Consider the following 23,228-nt stretch of genomic DNA (forward strand, 5'->3'; position numbering starts at 1 on the left):
GAAAACAATAAAAGGCGGCAAGTCGAGCGTCGCGACCAAAACACACTCAGAAGAACAAAAATCAAACAGCAAAGGTCAACAGGCCCTAGGCGATAACAGCATAAATGAAGCACAGATTTTAAAAGGAATAAAAAATGAACAACCATATAAACTATGTAGAATTAGCAGCAAAAGACTTAGTAGCTACACAAGCTTTCTTCGAGCAGGTGTTTGATTGGCAATTTGAATCTTACGGGCCAGATTATATTGCGTTTGCAAATTCAGGCCTTGACGGTGGCTTTTTCCGAGCCGATGTGTCTTCTAAACAAGCGCAAGGTGGAGCGCTCATAGTGTTGTACAGCGACGAATTGGAAGCTGTGCAAAGCAAAGTAAAGCAAGCGGGCGGAGAGATAAGCAAGGCTATATTTGAATTTCCTGGCGGTCGTCGCTTTCACTTTATTGAGCCGAGCGGCAATGAATTTGCGGTGTGGTCTAAATAACCTGAGTTTAAAAATAATAAGTTGACACATTCCTTATTCAAACCTCAGCTTAAATAACCATATGGTGTGTTGTAAAGCCCCTTTACAGCACACGTAAATACTGAGGTTTTACTGCGATCATCTTTCGTTTTCAGAGCAGATAAAAACTTGAATTCGTTGCTATTGTGAACAATAGTTATTAAACACTGATGCTAAACTTCTTTGTGTTTGATACCTGCTTACCGCGTAACCAACCTACAGATCAATTTAACTGGTCTAGGTTTAGCGTAGCTGTGCTGGTGACAAGGGTTGTTATTTTACAAAACACCACTAGACGCATCATCACCATACTTAGGTTTGATTAGACAATGAGACGGACATTCTTAGTTGTTGGTACTTTACTCTCCTCAACCATACTTATAGCCGATAAGTTGGGCCTATTCTTGCTGTCACCTTTGGCTTTTATCATTATCAGCACTTTGGTTTTTTTGTTTGTCGCGCTGCTTTGGTGGCAAGCTCAAGATACTATAAAAATCATCATTGATGATGGTTCTACTGTGCCACAAATGGTGTTAGACAGCGATGGCGTGATCCTACAAGCTAGTGACCACATGCAATCCATATTGGATATTGGCAGCTCAGTTATAGGGTTAAAACTTGAAAATTTAATCGCTGTGAGCGGTAACATCCATGGCGAGGGGAAGAGTGGTGCAACAAGCATGTTCGAAGCGCTTATAACGCAAAGCTATGGCAATTGCACGACCAAACACAGTGGCAAAGTTATTAGCCCTGTTGCTTTACCAATTAAAGTCGCGGATACCGTTACAGGATATCTCTGTTATTTTAATACTAGCAACAGAGAAAATCGCCTCGCTCAGGCACTAGAAGAAGAAAAAGAATTGCTCGAAGTGACGCTGAGCTCTATTGGTGATGGCGTGATATGTACAGACGTAAATGGCGTGATCACTTATATTAATCCTGTCACAGAAGCCATTCTCGCGAAGTTAAATGAAGAAGTGGTCGGGCGGCGATTTGATGATGTTATGTCTATGTATCACGAAGAAACCAAAGCTTCGGTTAATAAATTTCCTGAGCTTTGCCTAAAGCAAGGCCATACTATTTGTTTACCTGAACTCACTTCCATTACCAATCACCTTGGCCTTACCTTTGCTATCCAAGATTCCTTCTCTCCTATTATAGCTAAAGACGGCAGCTACCTTGGCACTGTAATGGTTTTTCAAGACGTAACTGAGTCGAGGTTAATGGCGAAAAAAATGAATCACCTTGCCCATCACGATGCATTAACTGGGTTACCCAATCGCTTATTGCTGCATGACCGTTTAGTGCAGGCTTGTAAACGAGCTAAGCGCATGAGCCACCAGTTTGCTTTGGTATTTATTGACGTTAACAAATTCAAAAAAATCAATGATTCACTGGGGCACGATTATGGCGACTTATTACTCAAAGAAATTGCGAGTCGATTAACTCAGCAAATTCGAGGATGCGACACCGTTGCCAGAATGGGGGGCGATGAATTTGTGTTACTCATTGACGGGATCCAAGATAAAAAATATGTACGTAAAGTGGTGAGTAAAGTATTGAGTAGCGTTAATGGACAATATTGTTTGCGCCAAGTCAGCCTAAAAGCCACGGTGAGTGCTGGCGTTGCAATTTACCCTGATGATGGTGACAACACGGAAGCTTTGTTAAAGCACGCTGATACCGCAATGTATCGAGCTAAAAAAGCCACACAAACGGAATTTCAATTTTATAACGCACGCCTAGATCACGAGTCGGAGCAGCGTTTAGTGCAAGAAAGTCGGATCATTCAGGGGTTAGATAATCGAGAGTTTATTCCTTATTACCAGCCTATCGTCGATGCGCATACCCGCAAGATTAAAAAACTTGAAGTGCTCGCAAGGTGGCAACAAGATGAACAATTGTTGGTACCTGAAGACTTTTTTGAAGCGGCATGTGATGGCGATCTGATGGTAGAAATTGGGCAACAGCTCAGAACACTGGCCTTTCAGGCGATGAAAACATGGTTTTACGAGTACGATAATCTCGTGGTTAGCTTTAATTTTTCGCTTGCTGAACTCACCGATAAAACAGTGATAAAAAACTTTATGGAGAAGGCTGCGCAACATCAGTTACCATCTCGGCAAATTGAAATAGAAATCAAAGAAGTTGACCTGATAGAGCTACTTGATAAAGCACCGGAAGTGATGGCGGAATTAGAGCAAACTGGCATGCGGATCTCAATTGATCATTTTGGTGTTGGCCATACCAGCATGTTGTACTTGCAGAAGCTCACGTTTGAAACCATTAAAATTCCACCGGCTTTCCTTGCTACCCCTCAGTCGGTTGCCTCACAAAATGATATTGCAAAATTGATTGTACAGATGGCAAAGAGCTTGGATGTAGAATGTGTGGCGGTAGGTGTTGAAAGTGCGTTGCAAGCTAAGTCTCTTAACCTCAACGGTTGTCACCTTATTCAAGGCAACCACCTTTTTGCTCCCGCCCCAGAGTCCGAGATAACCCCGATTCTCAGTACCCATATGAGCATCGAAAGGCGCAGATTAGGTCAAAACTAGCATTGATAAATTTATCTAAAAAATATTCCTAAAACTTTCCCTTCGTTCGTTTATAGATTTACAGAGCTTTACTCACTTGCTCTGCCAACAACAAGAATGAAGGGAATATCATGAGCAACAATACACCTCGTTATAACAAACACCTTATTGCGCTTGCGATCAGTGGCGCGTTATTGGGCTCGCACACTGCGGTTGCACAAACAAAAGCACAAGAAACGCAAGAAAATACAGAAAAAAAGAAACTACTCGACCTTGAGCGAATTGTCGTGACTGGCAGCGGTGGGCGCGGCCAAACTAAATTGGAATCATCGGTCTCAATTACCACATTAAATGCCGAGCAGTTGGCGCGAGAAGCTCCGCTAGGTACGGCGGATTTACTGGAAAGTGTGCCAGGCTTTTGGGTTGAAGATTCAGGGGGGGAAACCAACAATAATGTTGCGCCTAGAGGACTACGTGGCGGTGAAGGCTTCCGTTACATCGGCGTTGAAGAAGACGGGCTACCTGTGGTGTACGACGGCGTTTGGGTTGATTTTTATCAGCGTCAAGATATTACGATTGAACATATGGAAGCGGTTCGTGGGGGCACCTCAGGCCTACTGACCACCAATGGCCCCGCGGCGTTAGTAAACTTTATTACCCGTAAACCGGATGATATTGAAGAAGCGACGATCCGCTTAACTGCTGCCGATTACGGCATGTATCGCGGCGAGTTCTTTTATGGCACACCCATTAGTGACAACTGGAAAATGTCGTTCGGTGGCTCTTATCGTCGTTCTGATGGTGTGAGAGACACAGAGTTTACCGCAGATCACGGCGGTCAACTTCGACTCAATTTAGTGCGTGAGTTCGACAAAGGCCAACTCACGCTGTCTGCCAAACACCTCAATGACCATACCACTTTCTTTGTGCCTATTCCGCTTAGAGATCAAAGTGACCCTAAAGGCATTGCTGGTGTTGACCCACAGCATGGCACCCTAATTGGTAATGGTCAGCGCTTTTTACACTATTTACAGCCTGATGGCAGTTATAAAACACGAGACCTTAAAGATGGGCAGCATACCAAGTTTAGTACGCTGGGCTATCACTTAGATTGGGAGTTAAGCGACCGCTGGCTGCTAAATACCGCTGGCCGTTACTCACAGTTTGAAAACGACATGTATATTTTGCTTAACTTCGATAACTCGACGCTCGTCAATGCCAATACCCGACTTGGGCAGCAAGATGTGCAAAATATGCTGGACCAGTTTGCCAGTGATGGCGCTGTTGCCGCACGGTATCGATACGTCGATAGTGGTGAAATACTGACAGATGTTAGCAATTTAAACGGAAACGGCTTAGTCACCACAAGCTACCCGCTTTATTCGCGCTACGATGCTGAGCAGTTTGTTAATAAGCTCAATTTCACCTATGAAGGTGATCAGCACACGCTGACCATCGGGTGGTTATTTGCCTATGTAGATGCGGATTCCTTGCCAGTTGATAAATGGGAATCGCAGTTTTTAACGGAAGTAAAAGATAATGCTCGATTACTCGATATTGTTGCAGTTAACAGTAATCAGCAAGTAGTGGGTCAACTAACCGACCACGGCTCAACGGGTTATGCTCCTGGTTGGGGACAGGCAACCGCTTTTGGTACCAGTACTTCCAACTCTTTATTTATCAATGAACAATATCAAGCAACCGATAACCTTCGTATTGACGGTGGGGTTCGGATTGAGTGGTTGGAGCTAGATAGCACCGCCTCCGCAACCACATTTGCACAGCCTGTTGCGGGCGCTTTTGACAGCGCTGGTAATGATATAGATAACAATCTTGCCAACAATTACGTCGATATGCCGTCAAACAAATTTCTGTCAAAAACACGTAGCGAAACCGAAACCGCATGGACGGTGGGATTCAACTATACCTTCTCGGATGATGTGTCAGTATTTGGTCGTTATGCCGATGCCTTTGAAATGCCAAGGCTAATGAGCTTTGGCCAGAACATTCACTCGGGGGTTGATGCCGACTTTAATCACAGCGTTAATTTAACCTTTAGCGAGTTGGGTACTCGCTATGCTGGTGATTCAATCGGTGCATCATTGACCTTGTTTAGAACTAAATTTAATGACTTAGTGGAACGTAATTTTACCGGTAGCAATGGCGAGGTGGCGAACCAAACGATAGACACTGTCACCGATGGTCTCGAATTTGAAACAGTATGGCAGGCGCATGACAATTTACAGCTTGAGCTGACTGGCGTGTTGCAAGACCCAAAAATGGAAGGATTTACCGGAGCATTTGCACACTGGGAAGGCAAGCAAGTGAAGCGCACACCCAAAGTGCAGCTTAGGTTAACGCCAACCTACTACTTTGACGATGGTGATATCTATTTAACTATTCACCATCTAGGAGAGCGTTACTCAGATGGGGAGAATAAGTTTGAGCTCCCTGCCTACACCACAATCGATATGGGGGTGAATTATCGCTTTACCGACGCGGTTGCGCTGCATGTGAAAGCGACAAATATCAGTGATGAGCTCGGGTTAACCGAAGGAAACCCGCGGGCCATCAACGATGTTCAAGCAGGATACGACTATTACTATGCTCGGCCGATCTTAGGACGCACCATCAGCGCCTCGCTGACGCTTAATTTCTAGGGCCTAATGTTCTTTTAAGTTTGTTTTTGCAGCTGTTTGATTGGTATTTATACAAGGCGGAGCCGGCGTAGCATAGTTATTCTATGTGAGTCTGGCGACAACATAGTAGAAATGCCAATCAAGCGCTGCCCTTCGGGTTCACCTGAGTGCGCTTAGTTCATTGTTGCTTAACTTTTTGCCCAGCCCACTGTGTAGCAAGTCGAGTGTCGTGACCAAAACTCACTCAAGGGAACAAAAATTAAATAGCAAAGGTCATTAGGCCCTGTATTTCCCTTGCTAATTTGCACACTGCCCAGTGCTCATTAGTTCACTCAAGCCCGCTAAAAGCGGGCTTTTCTCAGGAAGTTATTTATGAACCAGAGTGTCTTTTATACATTTTTGCAAAGCAGTTTATTACTGTTTTCTTTGTTGCTCACACCACTTTGTGCAGCGCTACAGATCACCCCAAAACCGGTGAGCGCTAGTTTTGGTAATGGTCACTTTAACCTTACCCATGATAGTAAAATTACCTTTAACCAGCAGCAAGCTCAAAGCGTTGCGCAGCAATTAGCGACCTTTTTGCGCTCGCCTACGGGCTATCAGTTGCCAGTGTCTCAGGCTGATAGCACAACTAAAAATAGTATTGCCTTTAAGATTGTCGATGCAGCGTTATCTCAAGAGGGATATGCGCTGAGCGTTACACCTGAAGGGGTTGAAATACAAGCGAATACTGCGACCGGATTATTTTGGGGGATGCAGTCGCTGCGACAATTACTCCCTGCTGAGATTGAGTCGCGTATGCCCATCAATCAGGCGAGTTGGGCAATACCTGCGGTAGAAATAAAAGATCAGCCCAGATTCTCATACCGTGGCATGCATTTAGATGTAAGTCGGCACTTTTTCGATGTGGCTTTTGTGAAGCGTTATATCGATTGGCTGGCGATGCATAAATTCAATGTCTTCCAGTGGCACCTAACCGATGATCAAGGCTGGCGAATTGCCATTGATGCGTACCCTAAACTAACCGAGATTGGGGCAACACGGCCTCATACCGTGGTTGGCCATACCTATGATTATCAACCATTGTTTGATAATAAAACGGTGTCTGGCTTTTATACCAAGGCGCAAATTAAGGAAGTGATTGAGTACGCACAGGCACGACATATTGAAGTGATCCCTGAAATCGATATTCCGGGGCATAGCAGTGCGATGCTTGCCGCATATCCAGAGTTATCTTGCCATCAGCGCACAGTAAAGGTGCAGCCGCAGTTTGGGATTTTTGAAGATGTGCTTTGTCCCCGAGAAGACGTGTTTGCGTTTCTTGGTGTTGTATACAAAGAGGTTGCCGAGCTGTTTCCGAGCCAATATATCCACATTGGTGGCGATGAGGTGATAAAAAAGCAGTGGTTAGAAAGCCCCGAGGTGAAAAAGTTGATGCAACAGCATCAGTTAACCACACCTGAGCAAGTGCAAAGCTATTTTATTAAACGGGTCGCTAAAATCGTCCAAAATCTTGGCAAAACGGTAATTGGTTGGGATGAAATATTAGAAGGAGGGGTGGCGGATGACGCCGTGATCATGTCTTGGCGTGGCACGGAAGGAGGCATTCAAGCTGCAAAAATGGGCCATCAGGTGATAATGAGTCCTTATCAATATATTTATTTTGATGCCTATCAATCGCGCAATCTTGACGAGCCTAAAGCTATCCACGGGCTTTCAAGTCTAAAAAACGTTTATCAATATGAGCCACAGCCCAGCCACTTAACCGTTGAGCAACAAGCCTTTATTATTGGTGCGCAAGGTGCACTTTGGACTGAATATATAAAAACACCTCGCCATGCTGAGTATATGCTGTTTCCACGCTTGAGTGCGCTGGCCGAAACATTGTGGTCGAATAAAACACAAAAGTCGTGGTCTGATTACAGCCAATATCGGTTACCCGCGCTTTTAAAACGCTACCAGCAGATGCACCTTAATACCGCTTATAGTAGCCATAAGCCTATTATTTCAAGCGAGATTAACGGTCAGCGGCTCGTCGCCACCATTACCTCTGAAATTGCCGACACGGCTATTTACTATACCTTAGACGGCAGCGAGCCAACGCTACAATCGCAGCAATATCAAAAGCCGCTAGTGATAACTGACGAAACGCAGCTTCGCGCCCGCAGTTATGTAAGCGATTTAGGGCAATTGGTAGGCGATGCGCGTTTAACGCTTTCACCTCATTTAGCGCTGGGAAAAGAAATAACGCTCGCCTCGTTAGCCGCCGAAGGCTCTGCGACTAAGCTGCAGGATGGTCAATTTGCTTATGATCAATTTTACAGCGTTGATGATTATGCGATTTTTTACGATACCGATCTTGAGGCGGTCATTGACTTAGATGCGTCAACGCAAGTGCAGCAGGTTAAGCTGGGCTTTGACAGCGGGCGACATAGACAACTGCACCCGCCAACACATATTCAAGTGCTGGGTTCAAGTGATAAACAGCAGTGGCAAACGTTAGCTGAGGTTAATAATCCGCGTGGGCCCATGTCGGTGTTGTCGTTTGCTCCTGTAAGTGTGCGCTTTTTAAAGGTGGTGGCCATTAATAGTAAGCAATCTGACGATATTCAAATCCCCAAACTTCCCCTGTATATCGATGAAATAGCGGTATATTAATCACACAAGCCCTAATTAGGGCTTTATTTACGATTCTATTCCCAATTTCCTCGGCTCAAACGTTTACATAGGTAGAGTGGCAGCAGTACGCGCTCTATCCGAACAATAACAATACTTTAGGAGCCAACATGTTTGCAAAAAAACAGATAATTACTGCCTCACTGTCAGGCTTAGCCTTGTTGACTGCGAGCCACTACAGCGTCGCATATCCTCACCCAGATAACTTAGCATTACGCTGGCAAGTCGTGGATCATGGCATTGGAGAGAATATTTTTCTTGGCAGTCTGACGATTACTAATAATGGTCTTGAGCCATTGGGTGAGTCTGGCTGGGCGCTTTATTTTAGCTCGGTAAGGCCGCCTGCAAGCGTACTACCAGACTCAGATCCAAATGGTCAGTATGCGCGCCAGCATATCGCCGCACAGAATCTAAGTTTAGAAAATGCCGATGACGCAAAAAGTGGTGATTACTTTGTACTTAAGCCCACCGCGGGTTTTGCCCCCATTCAACCGGGTGAATCTCGTACTATTGAAATCGTTGCACAGTATTGGCAAATGCTGAAAAACGACTCACCGTCGGGTTTTCACATTAGCTACAATAATCAAGCGCCTCAAGCTGTGCTGGTGGACGTGGTGATGGACCCAAGCGATCCAAAACAAACAAAGCAAGCGGTTAACGATAATATGCCGGTGCAAACGTCCGCCATCCGATTCGCCGAAAACAGCGCAACGCACATGGCATTGCCGCTGAAAAATCGCTTGGTTCCACAGCCCCATTCAGTGGTCACACCGAATGATGAATTCTTAACTTTGATGAGCCAATTAACCAGCATTTCAGCGCCAGCATCATTGGCTAAAGAAGCCACTTTCTTACAAACTGCGCTGCGCGATATTCTGAGTGGCACATTTGCGATTAATAGCACTGTGCAAAATGGCCCGAACCTCATCAAGTTGCAGCTAGACCCAAATCTCGATACCAATCAAGACAATCAGCCGGACTCTAGTGGTTATAAGCTTGAAGTCGATGCATTCTCGGGGATCACCATCACCGGAAGTGACGCCCAAGGGGTGTTTTATGGTATCCAAACACTTCGTCAAATGATCCCCACTACTGTGTATAAAGCGGCTAAAAACTCAGCCACTTTGTCCGACAATGCCGTACTACCCGCTAGCACTATTTTGGATGCACCACGATTTGAATATCGAGGCATGATGCTGGATGTGTCGCGTAATTTCCAAAGCAAAGAAACGGTATTTAAGTTGTTGGACTTAATGGCATTTTACAAGTTAAACAAATTTGAAATTAACCTTGCCAACGATGAAGGTTGGCGACTAGAAATACCCGGTATTCCTGAACTCACGGAGTTTGGGGCAAAGCGGGGGTATGACCTGAGCGAAAGCACGATGCTGCATACGTTTATGGGAGCTGCCAATGGCTTTGCAGCAGGAGATGGGATTGAAAATAAACCCACGGATGAAACCGCTGCAAACTTAGGTATCGCGCCTAGTTATCAGGGCTTTGAAATTGCTCAGCAAAACTTTCTCGGTAAAGGCTGGGGCTACTACACGGTGAATGATTTTAAAGAAATTCTTCAGTATGCCGCTGACCGTCATATTGATGTGATCATCGAATATGATTTTCCAGCCCATGCGCGCGCAGCAATCAAAGCGATGGAATATCGCTACAACAAATACAAAGATAGCGACCCAGTTGAAGCAAATCGTTTTAGATTGATTGATCCGCTCGACCAGTCGCAGTATTACACCCCACAATTTTATACCGACAACTTTGTGAACCCAGCACTTGAGAGCACCTTTACTTTCCTCAACCATGTGGTGAAAGAAACACGTGCTATTTATGATGCCGTGCCCGATGCGACATTGACTCGGTTGCATGGCGGTGGTGACGAGCTGCCACATTTAGGTCCGAATGAATGGTGGGCGCAATCTCCAGCGGTCGATCAAAATCCAGCTACGGCGGGCAAAACCGATGCAGAGCTGTTTGACTACTTCTTTTTACGCTGGAAGCAGATAGTCAATCTGCATGGCTTTGATATGGCAACTTGGGGCGATGTGTTATCGCACAATGGTACGGGTAATGTAAGTTACGGTGAGATATTCCCCGTGTTTTGGAATAACGTGTGGGGTTGGGGCAATGAGCATCAGGCCTACAAGTTTGCTAACCAAGGTTACAAAGTCGTGCTGGCCCATGCGACAAACTTGTATCTTGACCTTGCGTATAACAAACATCCTGATGAAATAGGCTATCACTGGGCAGGTTACACAGATACCAAAAAGGCGTTTGAATATCGTCCGTTTAATATTTACGCCAATGCAGAGCGTGACAAGCTCGGCAATCCAGTGCCGTGGGACCCAAAATGGGTGTTACTGAGCGAAGCGGGTAAACAAAATGTTCAAGGTATTCAGGCGCAACTATTTGGCGAAAACCAAAAGTCACCAGAAATTCTTGATTATATGACTTTCCCGAAATTGTTGGGTGCCGCTGAACGTGCATGGGTGCAAGATATGCCAGCGCAAGGCACGGCGACTACCGAGGCTTGGCACACCTTTACCAATACCTTAGGACAATACGCTCTACCACTATTGGACTATTACCAAGTGGTCGATATTAATGCTCAAATACCACAGCAGGTAGGGGTAAATTATCGTATTCCATTACCTGGAGGCGCGATTGAAGGCGGTAAGTTAATCGTCAATACCCGGTTTGTTGGCATGGCTACGGAGTATTCGATTGACCAAGGCGTAACATGGCATCGCTATGAAGGGCCTGTGACATTGACCGCGTCATCTAAAGTACAACTCAGAACGGTGAGTGATTCGGGCAAGGTAAGCCGAGTCGCAACGGTTAATTAAGCAAGTTGATTTAAGCAACGCCAGCGAACTTATTAATTTTTGGCTATTTATGGGTTCGCTGCACGCTAACACAAATGGAAGAGTAGGATGCGTATTCATGCCACCGTTATTATCTTTTAAGCGTAAAGCAGTCGATACCACTAAGGTAGCTGCAAACGACGACCTTGCACGTCGTCAGCAAGTAGAGGAGTTGTTTTTAAAACAACAGCAAAAGCTGATCCGCCACATTATGGGCAAAGGGTTAGACAAACGTGAGGCGGAAGACGTTGCCCAAGAGGCGTTTGTGAAATTGCTTGGGCTTGAGCAGGATAATGTCAGCAACTATATCGCCGCGTACTTGTATAAAATTGCAACCAATTTGGCCATTGATAAGCTGCGGCGTAAAGCGCGTAGCCCGTTTGATGATCGTGAGCACGATAGCGATCAAATGCCACAGCCTTGTGCAAGTGCTAACCCTGAACAAAACCACCACAACCAAGAGCTACTTAAAGAAATGGAAAAGTCTCTCGCAAGCTTACCCGACAAATGTAGGCTGGCTTTTTTATTGTATAAAATACGTGGTCAAAGCTATGAGGAGATAGCTTTGACCTTACAGATATCCCCAAGTATGGTAAGAAAATATGTATTACGTGCAGTTCGTCATTGCTACCAGCAGTTACAGCATGAGCTTTGATCATGAGTGTTAAGGATATAAACATGACTCCATTATCTGACGATTTAGCTATAATTGAAGAACAAGCCGCTGATTGGTTGTTAGTCTTAGACGAGCAGCAGATCTCACCTCATGACAGCACTCATTATCCACAGCCGCTAAACGCTTGGTTAGCTGAAGATCCGCTACACAGTGATGTGTTCAACAACATGTTGGAGCTTTGGACGCTTTCAGCCCAACTTGACGATGACTATGTTACTCAGCAGCTTGCACAGCTGGATGCACAAAACGCCACGGCTGCAACTGACATTAAGCCATTATCCAAACGCCGCGCTCAGTCTTGGTATCTTGCGATTGCCGCGACTTTGCTGCTGGTTGGTTTGGTGACTTTTATGGCACCAGAGCAGCCACTACAGCAAGCTCCTGTTGCCAGTGCTAAGCCAGCAACAGTCGATACAGTGTACAGCGAGTTCTTTCAAACTAAGGTCAATGAGCACCGCACCATTACCCTTGATGATAATAGTCAGGTTGATTTAGGGGCCAATAGCCAATTGGCTGTACGCTACAGCAACACTTCAAGAGAACTGCTGTTGTATCAAGGTGAAGCGCTGTTTAGCGTGAGTAAAGACAAACAGCGACCGTTTATCGTGCGCTACCAAAACAACCAAGTTGAGGCGCTAGGCACAGTGTTTAATGTTCGCGCCAATCCGGCTTCAATTAGAGTTGATGTGCTTGAGGGCCGTGTGGCTGTGACTCAGCAACAAGCAATCAAATTGACCCAAGGGCAAGCGGTAGAGGTTACACAGCAAGGCAAAGTTACCCGTAGTAAAGCCCAAGGTGAAGCGTTGACCATGGCGTGGCAAAAAGGCTACTTAGTGTATCAAAACGCAGAATTAGGCAATGTGCTTAGTGACGTGTCGCGATATAGCGAAATCAAAGTGAAGTTAAGCGATCAACGCCTAGCAAAACTGACCTACAATGGCACCTTTTTAACCACTGAAATAGGCGATTGGCTCAACAGTTTAGAAAAAATCTATCCAATCACTGTGATGCAAAAAGGCGAGGAATACACCCTAGTCGCAAATTAGCTAAAAGTGTCATAGCAAAGTCACAATATAAGTGGTACAAAGTTTATACAATAATAAATACATTGATTTAAACTATGTTATTCAAGCTATTAATCCCGCTGTTAGCGTGGTTAATATGGTTTGGTGGCGTTGCTTTTGCTACCACGGATCATCAATTTAACTTGCCTAAAGCGACTTTGCAGCAGCGTTTACTCGATATTGCTGCGCAAAGTGGCTGGCAGTTAAGTGCAGCCGAAATTCCAGATAACATTCGTGTTGAGCAGGTAACCGGCCGCTACACCCTCGAACAAGTCTTGCTCACCAGCTTTCAGCAAGCCGCCTACGACTTTTCCCTAGACCCAGAGCAGCAGCGTATTTTTGTGACTCCTAAAAAACTTGAGTCTGCACAACACTTTGAGCGTATTATCGTAACGGGTGTAAGCGGCAAAAACCGTAGCATTTTAAACTCGTCAATTTCAATCACTCAGCTTGCAAGCCTGCAACTTGAAAAACAAACACCGTATTCCAGCGCAGAAGCGCTCAAAAATATCACCGGTTTTTGGGTTGAAGACTCGGGTGGTGAAACTAACAATAACGTTGCGCCAAGGGGACTTAGAGGCGGCGAAGGGTTTAGATTTATCAGCCTGATGGAAGATGGTTTACCCGTGACCTATGACGGTATTTGGGGGGACTTTTTTTTACGTCCAGACTTAACCCATCAAGCCATTGAAGCGGTGCGGGGCGGCAGTAGCGGTATTTTTGCCGTGAACGGGCCTGCGGCAATGGTGAACTATATCGGCAGGCGAGGCTCAGAAAATCCTTTTAATTTAGTGAAAGTGAGTCAGGGATTGAGCTATGACTACACCCGTTTTGATGGCGTGTTTAGCGGAGCGTTGAATGATGAATGGTTTTATACGGCAGGTGGGTTTTATCGTATCTCCGACGGTATTCGGGAGCCCGGCTATCAAAGCGACTTAGGCGGCCAAGTGAGTGCGCGCGTGAGCTGGTTAACCGACGCATTTGAGCTTGATTTTAGCTATAAACATTTAAACGATAAAACCAGCTTTTACGCGCCTTTAGTGATGCAAAATAGCGGCGAAATTCGAGAGCTGGCGAGTCTGCCTTATGACGATGGGACGCTACTGAGCGACGATCTCAGGTCGCTCACCTTCTTCACTCCGGAAGGATGCGTGCAGCGTGACTTAGAAGACGCCCAGCAAACACGCCTAAACAGCTACACTTTACTGTTTAACACACCACTTTTTGAATCTGTTAACCTGAGTAATCGTACGCGATTTTCAAGCTTAAACAATGACTTGTATACCTTAATGAATTTAGGCAACCAAACCATAGTCGACGCCACAAGCCGATTGCAACACGCCGATATCACCGAATTTAAACGCCATTTTGCAAATAGCGCATTGCGCCCTCGATACTTACGGTATTCAGATAACACCTTAGTTGCCAACCCTGCAACGCTTAATGGTAATGGTCTCGTGACCGCTAGCTATCCTTTATATTCACGTTATAAGCAACAGCAGCTGGTAAATCATTTTAGTGTGGACTATCTCGACGCGCAGTGGTCACTGACCCTCGGCCATATTTACGCACGAAGTGATTTCGATGAGTTACCACTAGATAAATGGCTTGGCGCGTTGCTAACGGATGTAAAGCATCAACCCGAGCGACTGGACATCGTACTGGTTGATGGGCAAGAAAATGTGATTGCCAATTTTACCGAGCAAGGCTTTTTATCTTACGCCGGTCCCGTTTATTTAAGCGGTAGCGGCTTGTCTCAATCACATTCGTTGTATGCCAATATAGACTGGCAGCTCACTGAAAACCTTAGAGTTGACCTGGCACTTCGTAACGAACACCTTAATCTCACCAGCACGCTACTAGAGGGGGTAAAGTCGTACACGAACTCATCAAAAGCCGCTTATTCTCACTATCTCCCGGCTACCACTTTACGTGATTCCTTTACGCAAAATGCGCTCAGCATTGGCGCAAATTACCAAATTGGCGACGCGATGGCGATATTTGCACGTTACTCCGACGCCTTTGAAATGCCACGGCTCATTAATTACGGCAATGGCCGCGGGTGGGCCAAAAGTGAAGAGGAGCGCGTACAACAAGACTTTGGTCAACCCATTCGCTTGGCGTTAGGTGAAGTTGGACTGCGTTATCAAACCGCTGATTGGCAGTTTAGTGGCGCGTTATTTGAGACTAAGTTTGATCCGCTCCCGCTCACGGTATATCGCGGCGCGGCTACGACTCAACAAGCCGTTTCAATCAATACCCAAACACGAGGGCTGGAGTTCGAATTTGACTATCAATATAGTCCAGCCTTGCAATTTAGAGCAATAGGTGTGTGGCAAGACGCTGGGTTTTATGGCATTCCCAAGCAATTGCCACAAAGCGAATTTAATGGCAATCAAATAACACGCACGCCGGAGTTACAACTACGACTGACGCCGGAATACAAAGCAGGACCTATTACCGCGGCTATCACCTGGTCGTATGTTGGTAAGCGCTATTCCGATATCGCCAATCGGTTTGCCTTACCGGCCTATCAAACATGGGATTTATTTACAGAGTTGGCAATTAATGAACAGATCAGCGCACAGCTTGAGGTTAAAAACCTCACCAATGCTTTGGGATTGACTGAGGGCAACCCTAGGGACGATTTAAGCCATCAAGAGGCCATCTTTTACGCTAGACCCATTTTTGGTCGCACCATCAAACTTTCGTTAAGTTATCAGTTTTAAACAAAACCGTTCTTATTCGAGCAATTCTATTGCTTGACTTAAAGTGAACTTGAAGTTGTATGCTCCTCTTAAACGAATGACAGTGACCAAACGGTAAGAGGCAGAGGCAATGCAAAATAGCTTAGATAGAATCGTCAATGACATAAAAGCCAACTGGAGCGGGCTAAATTCAAGCACCACAGTAACAGTACGTGAGTTGTTAAGTGAGCTTACTCAGTCTCCACCGCACGAGCCTTGGCTTGAGAGCATTATGCGTGAAAGACTGGCATCAAAAACACTCTACCAAGATCCTGACCATGGTTTTATGCTGCTAGTCCATGCCGAAGAAAAGGGCACGTACCGCCCGCCCCATGATCACGGCGCAGGTTGGGTATTTTATGCTGTGCAATCTGGCGAAATGGAAATGACAACTTACAAACCCATCACCACAGCAAACGGCGAAACCCACCTTGTATCCCGAGGAACAGACACGCTCACAGCCGGCGATTGCCGAGTGTTTCTACCCGGCGATATCCATGACACCCGCTGCTTAACAGACAACTTCGTTCAATATCGTTTAACCAGTTGTGACTTCAAAGAAGAAAAACGCTCAGGACGGATGATCCAGTATTTAAGTGAGATGTAGTGGTTTGCAAAAACTCAAGGCGATAGTGGGTTTAATTGTCTTCGCTGACATCTAACCATGGCGTTTTGTGCAAATAGCGGCGTTTAACAGCTACCATGATAGCTTGCAGTCAATTATGGTAGCTGACGTTCAGAAAGCTCGTTTTTGGACAGTTATGAATTAGAATCGACAGAAAGTCCTGTGCCACGCCTTGTTATAGCTTTACCCATTTGACGCCAACCTTTCACAAATAAAATACAGTGACACTGAAGCTAAAGCTATTGGAGTTGCATATTCAACTAAAATCCATCTTAGGTTTTGGCTGACAAGAAAAAATTTAAAGCGACGTTCGAAGATACCAAGTGAGACAGGTATTTGGTCTGAACCTAGAGTTTCTTCAATGGCTTTTAGAGATGATGAAACTTCTGCCCAAGATTTTTTTAGAGGCTTTACATGAGTACTTATGTTCTGCGTGTCTCTAGATAGGTTACCTCTGTCAGTTGCCTCATGGACTCTTTTTTCAAACTCATCCATTTTTTCTTTGGCATCGTTAAATAAAGGCTCTAAGTTTCCAATGTATTGTGTTTGTGTTTTCCACCAATAATATAAAGTTGAGTTTCTAGCATCTGATGGAAAATCAGGATGAACACTTTCCTCAAAATTCCGATTATTTACAGGAGAAAATGCCCCTTTGGTTCCCGTTGTTCTCAGCTCCCACTCCTGTAAAGCATCGTAGCTGTACCAAACAAATTGAATTAGCTGATAAACCAGAAGAACAACAAGTCCATAAAATATCAATTCATCATCAAGATTTTTGAACTTTAACCCGAAAAATGTAGATGATGGATCTATACCGACGCCTCCCAAGGTAAGAAACAAGGAAACAAAACATAGAATCATAAGATGACTTCTAACTTTCTTTGCGTTCTCAGGAAATGCAACCAACACCGGCTCAGACAATATTTTCTGAGCCCCATCTTGCTTCTTATCTGACTTCAACATGAGCTCCTATTCACGTGTAGCTATAACGCTTGGCTTTGCGGCGCGCCGGAGCGCAGCATAGGCATGTCCGCAGCAGCCACTTGTTATGTTCGAAATCTAAATTAATGACTCGGCATTAACTGAATAACCTGCAGCTTTAAGCTCTTTAAGCAATGACATTTTCCAGGCACCAGCATCATCTAATGATGTGTACACTACACCACTAATGTCATTAGGCGTTTCTATGTCGCCTTTCACGAATGCCGATACTTTAGAGCGACCTAAATGCCCTAAAAAGTAGCCATGTTCAAATACAACATTCTGCCTCGCCCTAGGATGAGGGGTTGCATCCGATTTATTAGAGCCACCAAAGTCACAGGGGGTATAGAGAATTACCGCGAAGCCTACTCCGTTATATGACTCAATCTTTTCGATAATGGTCATTCCCGAGCTCACTTGCTCATGTAAAATTACTGGTTCCAACCCTGCCTTTTCGATGAACCTAGCCATTTGTGTTTTTGCTAAATCATCATGGCCGTGAACAATGAACACTTTCTTTTTTGCGTCTTTAGTGATTTCAAGTGGGGTACATGAAGACTGGTTTTGAGTTTCTGCGAGCTCAGCTCTTTTTTGCTTTACTAATTTTTTAGTGACATCAATTAACCCTTGATTCCCGCGAACAACACTAGGAGCTATCGGCACATAAAAAACACCAGAAGGCACTCTATTTCTAGCTGCATCAACCAAAGAACTTATTGGCTGCGAAGAGGATTTAACAATTAAAGAGTGAACATTTTCGAAATCTATTTGCCTGCCAGAAATGTAAAGCTCTTTCTTTTTAACATAAGGATCAATTACATCCTCATATAACTCACCTAAGTCTTGACAGTCGAATAAGTACTCGCTGTTTCGCTTTCCTTTCGAGTCGACTTCAGTTGTTTCTAATATTACGTGATAATAAGTATTCAAAGCTTTTCCTCATGGGCTACGGTAGTGCCGAAGTGAACATAACATTTTAATATTTAAGCGACACACAGTTTATATTGTACAATCGCTTGTTGGACTGAGTCGCTACCAACTCGATGTATCAGAGTTGGTGTTATTTATGCTATGGCTTACTTAGAAAAATAGGCTTTTTGGAGGCTCTAGCTAACCTAGCTAGTCTACTCAGCTATTATTACGTAAGCATTCCCTGCATTACTCAGTGCTTATTATGTTTTCATTACACCTAAATTTGGCTTGATGAGCAATTATATTTTTTAAGCATACAGAGGCCGCTAGTCTGAGCAATTAAGCAGGTTAACTACTTGATTTTACAAAACAGTCCTAATCAAGCATCCCTTCCTTGGTTAATATCAAAGCGCATTCATGCGCTCCTCGTTCATTCTTTTGAAACGACGCAAAAGAACGAACCAAGAAAACGCCGCCCCAGCATCACACTTAATCCTCAAATCTTAAGCCGATATAGTGCAACCGTCTTGTAAGGCACGTCCATGATGCCAGACAAGACTTAGCCGACATCCTGTCGGCACATTGCATATCAGCTTATGCTTTTCGGGTGTGATGGAGGGGGAATAAGTTGCTTGTAAGATCTTCTACGTTTTTACGATGAAGCTGTTTGCAAGGGTTACAAAAACTATCTGCATCGCCTCCTAATTAACAGTCTAAGTAGTTTTGTGGGAGATGTATGGACTCCTTCCCCTTAACGGGAGAGTACGGTATAAAGATATTGCAAAACACTTTTACCAAAAAGGAAAATAAGTGACATCCATCACAAGGATGAAATCCACACTGTATCCCGAGGAATAGATAGGCTCAAAGCCGGCGATTGCCGAGTGTTTTTACCCGGCGATATCCACGACACCTGCTGCTTAACTGGTAACTGCGTTCAATATCGTTTAACCAGTTGTGACTTTAAAGAAGAGAAGTGCTCAGGACGGATGAGCCAATAGTTGAGTGAGGTGTCTTAAGCACCCAGGGCAGAGCTTATCTTCGGTTAATGGTCGTTAACGAAGTATGCTCTCACCCTGATCGGTAACCACTGTAAATCGTCAAAAATATTAGACGCAAGCTCATATATTCTCTTACTTCTATAGCAAGAAAAAATGGTAAGTGCAGGTGAGTACAAAATGCGTTCAAGTATTCATAAGACTATTTATTCACACTTTTTTAATTTTTAAGGTGGTGAGTGATGAAGGAACAAACTCAGAAAGTAAAACCAAAAGAATCATACTTTAAGTTGTTGTACATCATGCTAAGCGGGCAATGCAATTACTTTAGTCTTGAGCGAAAACATGCAAATCTTCACTGCCCTTTATGTGCACTTCGAAGAGGTCATACTCGAGGGCAAAATAATGATTAATCAAAGTCAACCAACAGAAAGATCGGAAAAAGTAGTAAAGCCCAAAGCGGCGCAAAAACAGCAATATCCAAGCAAAGTGTTATGGGATAAGCGAATATGGCAAACTTACCTCGGTTAAAAATTAAACTCTGCTTATGGGCAGAGTTATATCGCAAGTATTAACTCATTCCAATTACCATGAAAACGCGAATTCACTTTGGTGAGTGCAGGCCTAACCGATTGCCTTCTGTATCTAAAAATAACGCGAAGAAGCCGCTTTCGTCTGCATGTGGGGTTTTGGGGGTCAGTATTTTTCCACCGCTTTCTTCTACTTTCGATAGCACTTGCTGTAAATCTTCACCCGCGTTTAAATACAGAGTGAGGCCAGTGCTGGAAGGAGTGTAACCTTCGCCTTGAACAATCACACCTACGGTAGACTGCTCTTCGTACGGGAAGAGTGCCATTGTTATTTCAGGCATATCTATGGTTTCAATGGAGACCGCAAAAATGCGGCTGTAGAAATTTACGGCGCGGGTTAAGTCGGTTGCTGGAATTTCAAAAATTGATGCAAAGCTGTGCATGTTATCGTCCTTATTTTATTGTGTGTCGGCTAGTTATTGGTGACTAGGTTGGGTTTACTGGGCTCGTTTAAGGCTCAACGAGTTCGACTTTAAGATAATGCGGGGAGACAACAATTAATTGTAAAAAAGCGACAGGACTATTTATAGAAAAGCCGTGAAAGCGTCATGCTTTCGTCATCGAGAAACGCTCGCGGGCTTACCCCCGTGAGCGCTTTAAAGTCTTTAATGAAGTGAGACTGATCATAGTAATTGCTTTTGTACGCGATGTTGGTGAGGTTGTCTTCTCGATTTATGAGGAGTGTTAACGCGCTTTGCAAGCGTACAAGTTTACTTAAATGTTTTGGACTAATACCGACAAGGTCTAAAAACTTCCGCTCTAGTTGGCGCCTGTTGTTGAGGTTTGATTTGGTGATTGCATTAACCGATATATCGCCATTTTGTGCAAAGATAATGTCTACCGTTGTTTTTACTATGTGCTCAATTCTCTGCGGGTCGCTGAGCTTGTGAAGGAGAAAGGCCTCTAAAATTTCGATCCTTTGGCTTGTGTTTCGCGCTTGGATGATATCACTTTCAAGCTTTGTGGCCTCATCGTGTTTAAACAGTTCGTAAATCGATGTTTCCTGGTTTTTTAAGTTTTTTATAGGCTCCGAAATAAAGTGGGAAAAGGCATAAGGAAAAAAGCTGGCTGCAAAGGTTTGAACGTATCCGGTTGGTTGAATATAAAAAGGTGAAACGGTTTGGCCAAGTACCATTGCGCGCGGTTGCAGTATGTATTCATGTTCTGATGTATAGCGCTTAATATCGTCGCCCAATATAAACGCCAGCTCAATGCAGCCGTCGGGGACAATACGTTGCTTTGCGGCATTTTTATCTGCTGTAATTTCCAATGTCCAAAAGCAATTGATAAATGAGGATAAATTTTCACTAGGTGAAAATTTTCTGTAATCCATAAAACCTCCGCATCTAGCTATGGACGGTTGAAATTTACAGCAAATAAAAACTAACCTAGATTAGACGCTGGTAAATTTAGCAACCGTTTTATGGTCTGCCTTTTAGAAGCGCTATACTTGCTACTGACCTTTATTGATATGCTTATTTATCCAATCTTGGTAATAAGATACACGCGTTAATACTGCGGTTGAACCGTATTTGCCTAAAGTATAATTTTCCAAATCGCCTTCAATTTCTCGCCACGCTGCTAATCCAACCAATACCGGTGTTGAGCCTTGATAAATGATTGCTGCGCCGCCGCTATCTCCAGAGCCTATGGTGCCTTCTAACGGTAGCGCATCGGCTCCTTGTTCGAAGGTAAATCTGAGCCAGTGGGCTTTTGCTTCTGTGATCACGTTGTTGTAAACATGCATTTGATAGTCGTCTTGAGTGAAAGCCCAATCTGAGAAAAATTTGGTGACTTGATACCATGCATAGGTCGTTAGGCTTGGTCCCTCAGAATCGTGCTCTTCACCCGTTATCCCCGTTCCGATAGCGCCGCGACCAAACCCAGTTATTTCCATGCCTAACTCTTCATTTCCCTCATATATAGCGATGGGTTGAATATGTGTTACTGGCTTACTTAAGCGAATTAATGCAATATCTTTGGCGTTATTTAGCTGCTCCATAAGCGGTGTCGGGTCGCCTTCACTCCAATCACCTTCTACCTTTTTGTAATCCGGATGAATAATGATTTGTGCAATTTGATTTTCAACACCATGCACCATGATAGGTTTGTCTTGGTAGTCATACATAAACGTATAAATGACGTGAGCTGGTGCCAACAACCAATGCTTATCAATTAACACCGAACCGCCTTGGAATGGCATATCAACATAAAACTGCGGAATGCTGTTAACCTTATACAAGTCAGGGTCAACATCATGTCTTTTGACAACCGCATGGTTCTGAAAAGAGGCAAACATGAGCAAAAAAATGGCAAGGTATTTCATCATTATTCCTTATTTATTATGTTGTTATTATTTCCAAAGCGGCCAATAAATCATCATACTGAAACTTTCTTTTCAATGCATCAATAAATGTACCTATTTTCATACGACGCTCCCCCTCAAAAATATCTGCACGTTCACCAGATTAAAAGAAATAAAAACAAATGGTTATTGTCATGCTATGACGCCAAAAATATTGCAAATTAGTTGGAACATAATTGATAAGAAATGTGACTGGTGCAATCAAGTTTGTGAGGTAACAGCATTAAGGTAAAGTTAATTTATGTGATCTAGGCTAGGCTGTTTGCCGTTTATGCAATCAAAAGCGAGTTGCTTGCAAGGAGATGTCTGAAAGCTAAATCGCTTTGCGGTAATCACATAAAATAAATTGAAAGGAACAACGCATAATAAGGATGATATTTGCAACTTTTCTATTGCTTTGGGGCGTGCAGGTTAGCGCTCAAGAGCTTATCTTATCGAAGGTCGTCAAGTTAAAGGTTGATTCACCTATCACTATTTCGCATGTGTCTGAAACGTTAGTGTTGGCGTTTAAAGACAGTAAATTACTTCACGAAACGTTAGATCCGCAAAAGTTTGTACCTGCTGTTGATTTATCTGGGCATGAACATCAATTTATACGGAGTTTGTTTGAGGTCGATTCAAGAGTGAAATTGCCTGCTTGGCTCCAGGTACTTTCAGAAGAGGTCGCAAGCACCTATCAAATACAGAATGTTCAACAAATATCTATTCAAGAAATTACGATATTTAGTAGTTACAACAAAGAGGAAGCACACGGGGTAGTGTTTATTCTTGAAGCACAAGTAATTCATAAAATAGAGGTTTTTGGGCAACAATCACAGTTTCAAAATGTGATAAATAACATAGCGACAAGGTTCTAGGGACCTAATAATCAAAGTGCTGTGGCGGAGGTCCAATCCCTGCTGCTCAGCACGTTAAGTTACTGGTTTTCGATTCGCTAAAACTATCTAAGGTTTTGCTGTTAATCCAGTTAATCCAGTTAATCCAGTTAATCCAGTTAATCCAGTTAATCCAGTTAATCCAGTTAATCCAATCAAGCTTTAAACCTAACTAT

16 protein-coding genes are annotated in these 23,228 nt (G+C 44.0%); 11 read left to right on the top strand and 5 right to left on the bottom strand.

The features are described 5' to 3' along the window. Positions 1-134 precede the first annotated feature (134 nt). The 9 genes from CWC03_RS18425 (at position 135) to CWC03_RS18465 (ending at position 16,313) form a co-directional block, all read left to right on the top strand. Entirely contained in the window at positions 135-479 is a 345-nt protein-coding gene (locus tag CWC03_RS18425; RefSeq protein ID WP_138583120.1) for a VOC family protein, read from the top strand. A 347-nt stretch (positions 480-826) separates the two neighbouring features. After that, positions 827-3,052 carry a sensor domain-containing protein gene (locus tag CWC03_RS18430; protein ID WP_249314077.1) on the top strand — a complete coding sequence of 742 codons (2,226 nt, stop codon included), beginning with the start codon at positions 827-829 and terminating at the stop codon, positions 3,050-3,052. 110 nt (positions 3,053-3,162) lie between these two features. Continuing rightward, positions 3,163-5,691, top strand: coding sequence for a TonB-dependent receptor domain-containing protein (locus CWC03_RS18435; protein WP_138583121.1), 2,529 nt, complete (start codon positions 3,163-3,165; stop codon positions 5,689-5,691). Between the two features lie 351 nt (positions 5,692-6,042). Continuing rightward, the gene (locus tag CWC03_RS18440) at positions 6,043-8,328 is read left to right on the top strand and encodes a beta-N-acetylhexosaminidase (protein ID WP_138583122.1); all 2,286 of its coding nucleotides are present in this window, start codon (positions 6,043-6,045) and stop codon (positions 8,326-8,328) included. A 128-nt stretch (positions 8,329-8,456) separates the two neighbouring features. Further along, positions 8,457-11,201 (top strand): family 20 glycosylhydrolase, encoded by a 2,745-nt coding sequence (locus CWC03_RS18445; protein ID WP_138583123.1) that lies wholly within the window; start codon positions 8,457-8,459, stop codon positions 11,199-11,201. A gap of 97 nt (positions 11,202-11,298) precedes the next feature. Then, positions 11,299-11,874, top strand: a complete 576-nt coding sequence (locus CWC03_RS18450) for an RNA polymerase sigma factor (RefSeq protein WP_138583124.1) — start codon at positions 11,299-11,301, stop codon at positions 11,872-11,874. A gap of 23 nt (positions 11,875-11,897) precedes the next feature. Then, positions 11,898-12,941 carry a FecR family protein gene (locus CWC03_RS18455; protein ID WP_138583125.1) on the top strand — a complete coding sequence of 348 codons (1,044 nt, stop codon included), beginning with the start codon at positions 11,898-11,900 and terminating at the stop codon, positions 12,939-12,941. Positions 12,942-13,015: 74 nt separating this feature from the next. Then, complete coding sequence (locus tag CWC03_RS18460; RefSeq protein WP_138583126.1) at positions 13,016-15,688, top strand: TonB-dependent receptor; 2,673 nt, start codon at positions 13,016-13,018, stop codon at positions 15,686-15,688. Between the two features lie 109 nt (positions 15,689-15,797). After that, entirely contained in the window at positions 15,798-16,313 is a 516-nt protein-coding gene (locus CWC03_RS18465; protein ID WP_138583127.1) for a cupin domain-containing protein, read from the top strand. 201 nt (positions 16,314-16,514) lie between these two features. On the opposite strand, the gene CWC03_RS18470 is transcribed toward CWC03_RS18465, so the two are convergent. Both CWC03_RS18470 and CWC03_RS18475 read right to left on the bottom strand, forming a co-directional pair. Next, entirely contained in the window at positions 16,515-17,294 is a 780-nt protein-coding gene (locus CWC03_RS18470; protein ID WP_138583128.1) for a hypothetical protein, read from the bottom strand. A 96-nt stretch (positions 17,295-17,390) separates the two neighbouring features. Beyond that, complete coding sequence (locus CWC03_RS18475) at positions 17,391-18,242, bottom strand: TIR domain-containing protein (protein WP_138583129.1); 852 nt, start codon at positions 18,240-18,242, stop codon at positions 17,391-17,393. 1,385 nt (positions 18,243-19,627) lie between these two features. Between CWC03_RS18475 and CWC03_RS23900 the strand changes: the two genes are divergently transcribed. After that, entirely contained in the window at positions 19,628-19,753 is a 126-nt protein-coding gene (locus CWC03_RS23900) for a hypothetical protein (RefSeq protein ID WP_283234900.1), read from the top strand. Positions 19,754-19,826: 73 nt separating this feature from the next. Here CWC03_RS23900 and CWC03_RS18485 read toward each other — a convergent pair whose 3' ends face one another. The 3 genes from CWC03_RS18485 to CWC03_RS18495 form a co-directional block, all read right to left on the bottom strand. Then, the gene (locus CWC03_RS18485; RefSeq protein WP_138583131.1) at positions 19,827-20,195 is read right to left on the bottom strand and encodes a VOC family protein; all 369 of its coding nucleotides are present in this window, start codon (positions 20,193-20,195) and stop codon (positions 19,827-19,829) included. Positions 20,196-20,332: 137 nt separating this feature from the next. Then, complete coding sequence (locus CWC03_RS18490) at positions 20,333-21,145, bottom strand: response regulator transcription factor (protein WP_138583132.1); 813 nt, start codon at positions 21,143-21,145, stop codon at positions 20,333-20,335. 120 nt (positions 21,146-21,265) lie between these two features. Continuing rightward, complete coding sequence (locus tag CWC03_RS18495) at positions 21,266-22,138, bottom strand: trypsin-like serine protease (RefSeq protein WP_010370258.1); 873 nt, start codon at positions 22,136-22,138, stop codon at positions 21,266-21,268. A 410-nt stretch (positions 22,139-22,548) separates the two neighbouring features. On the opposite strand from CWC03_RS18495, the gene CWC03_RS18500 reads away from it, so the two are divergent. Beyond that, on the top strand, positions 22,549-23,034 hold the full coding sequence (locus CWC03_RS18500; protein ID WP_249314078.1) for a hypothetical protein: 486 nt from the start codon (positions 22,549-22,551) through the stop codon (positions 23,032-23,034). Positions 23,035-23,228 lie beyond the last annotated feature (194 nt).

Origin of the sequence: Pseudoalteromonas sp. S2755 (assembly GCF_005886535.1) — a bacterium.
In the GTDB taxonomy this organism is placed as follows: Bacteria; Pseudomonadota; Gammaproteobacteria; order Enterobacterales; family Alteromonadaceae; genus Pseudoalteromonas.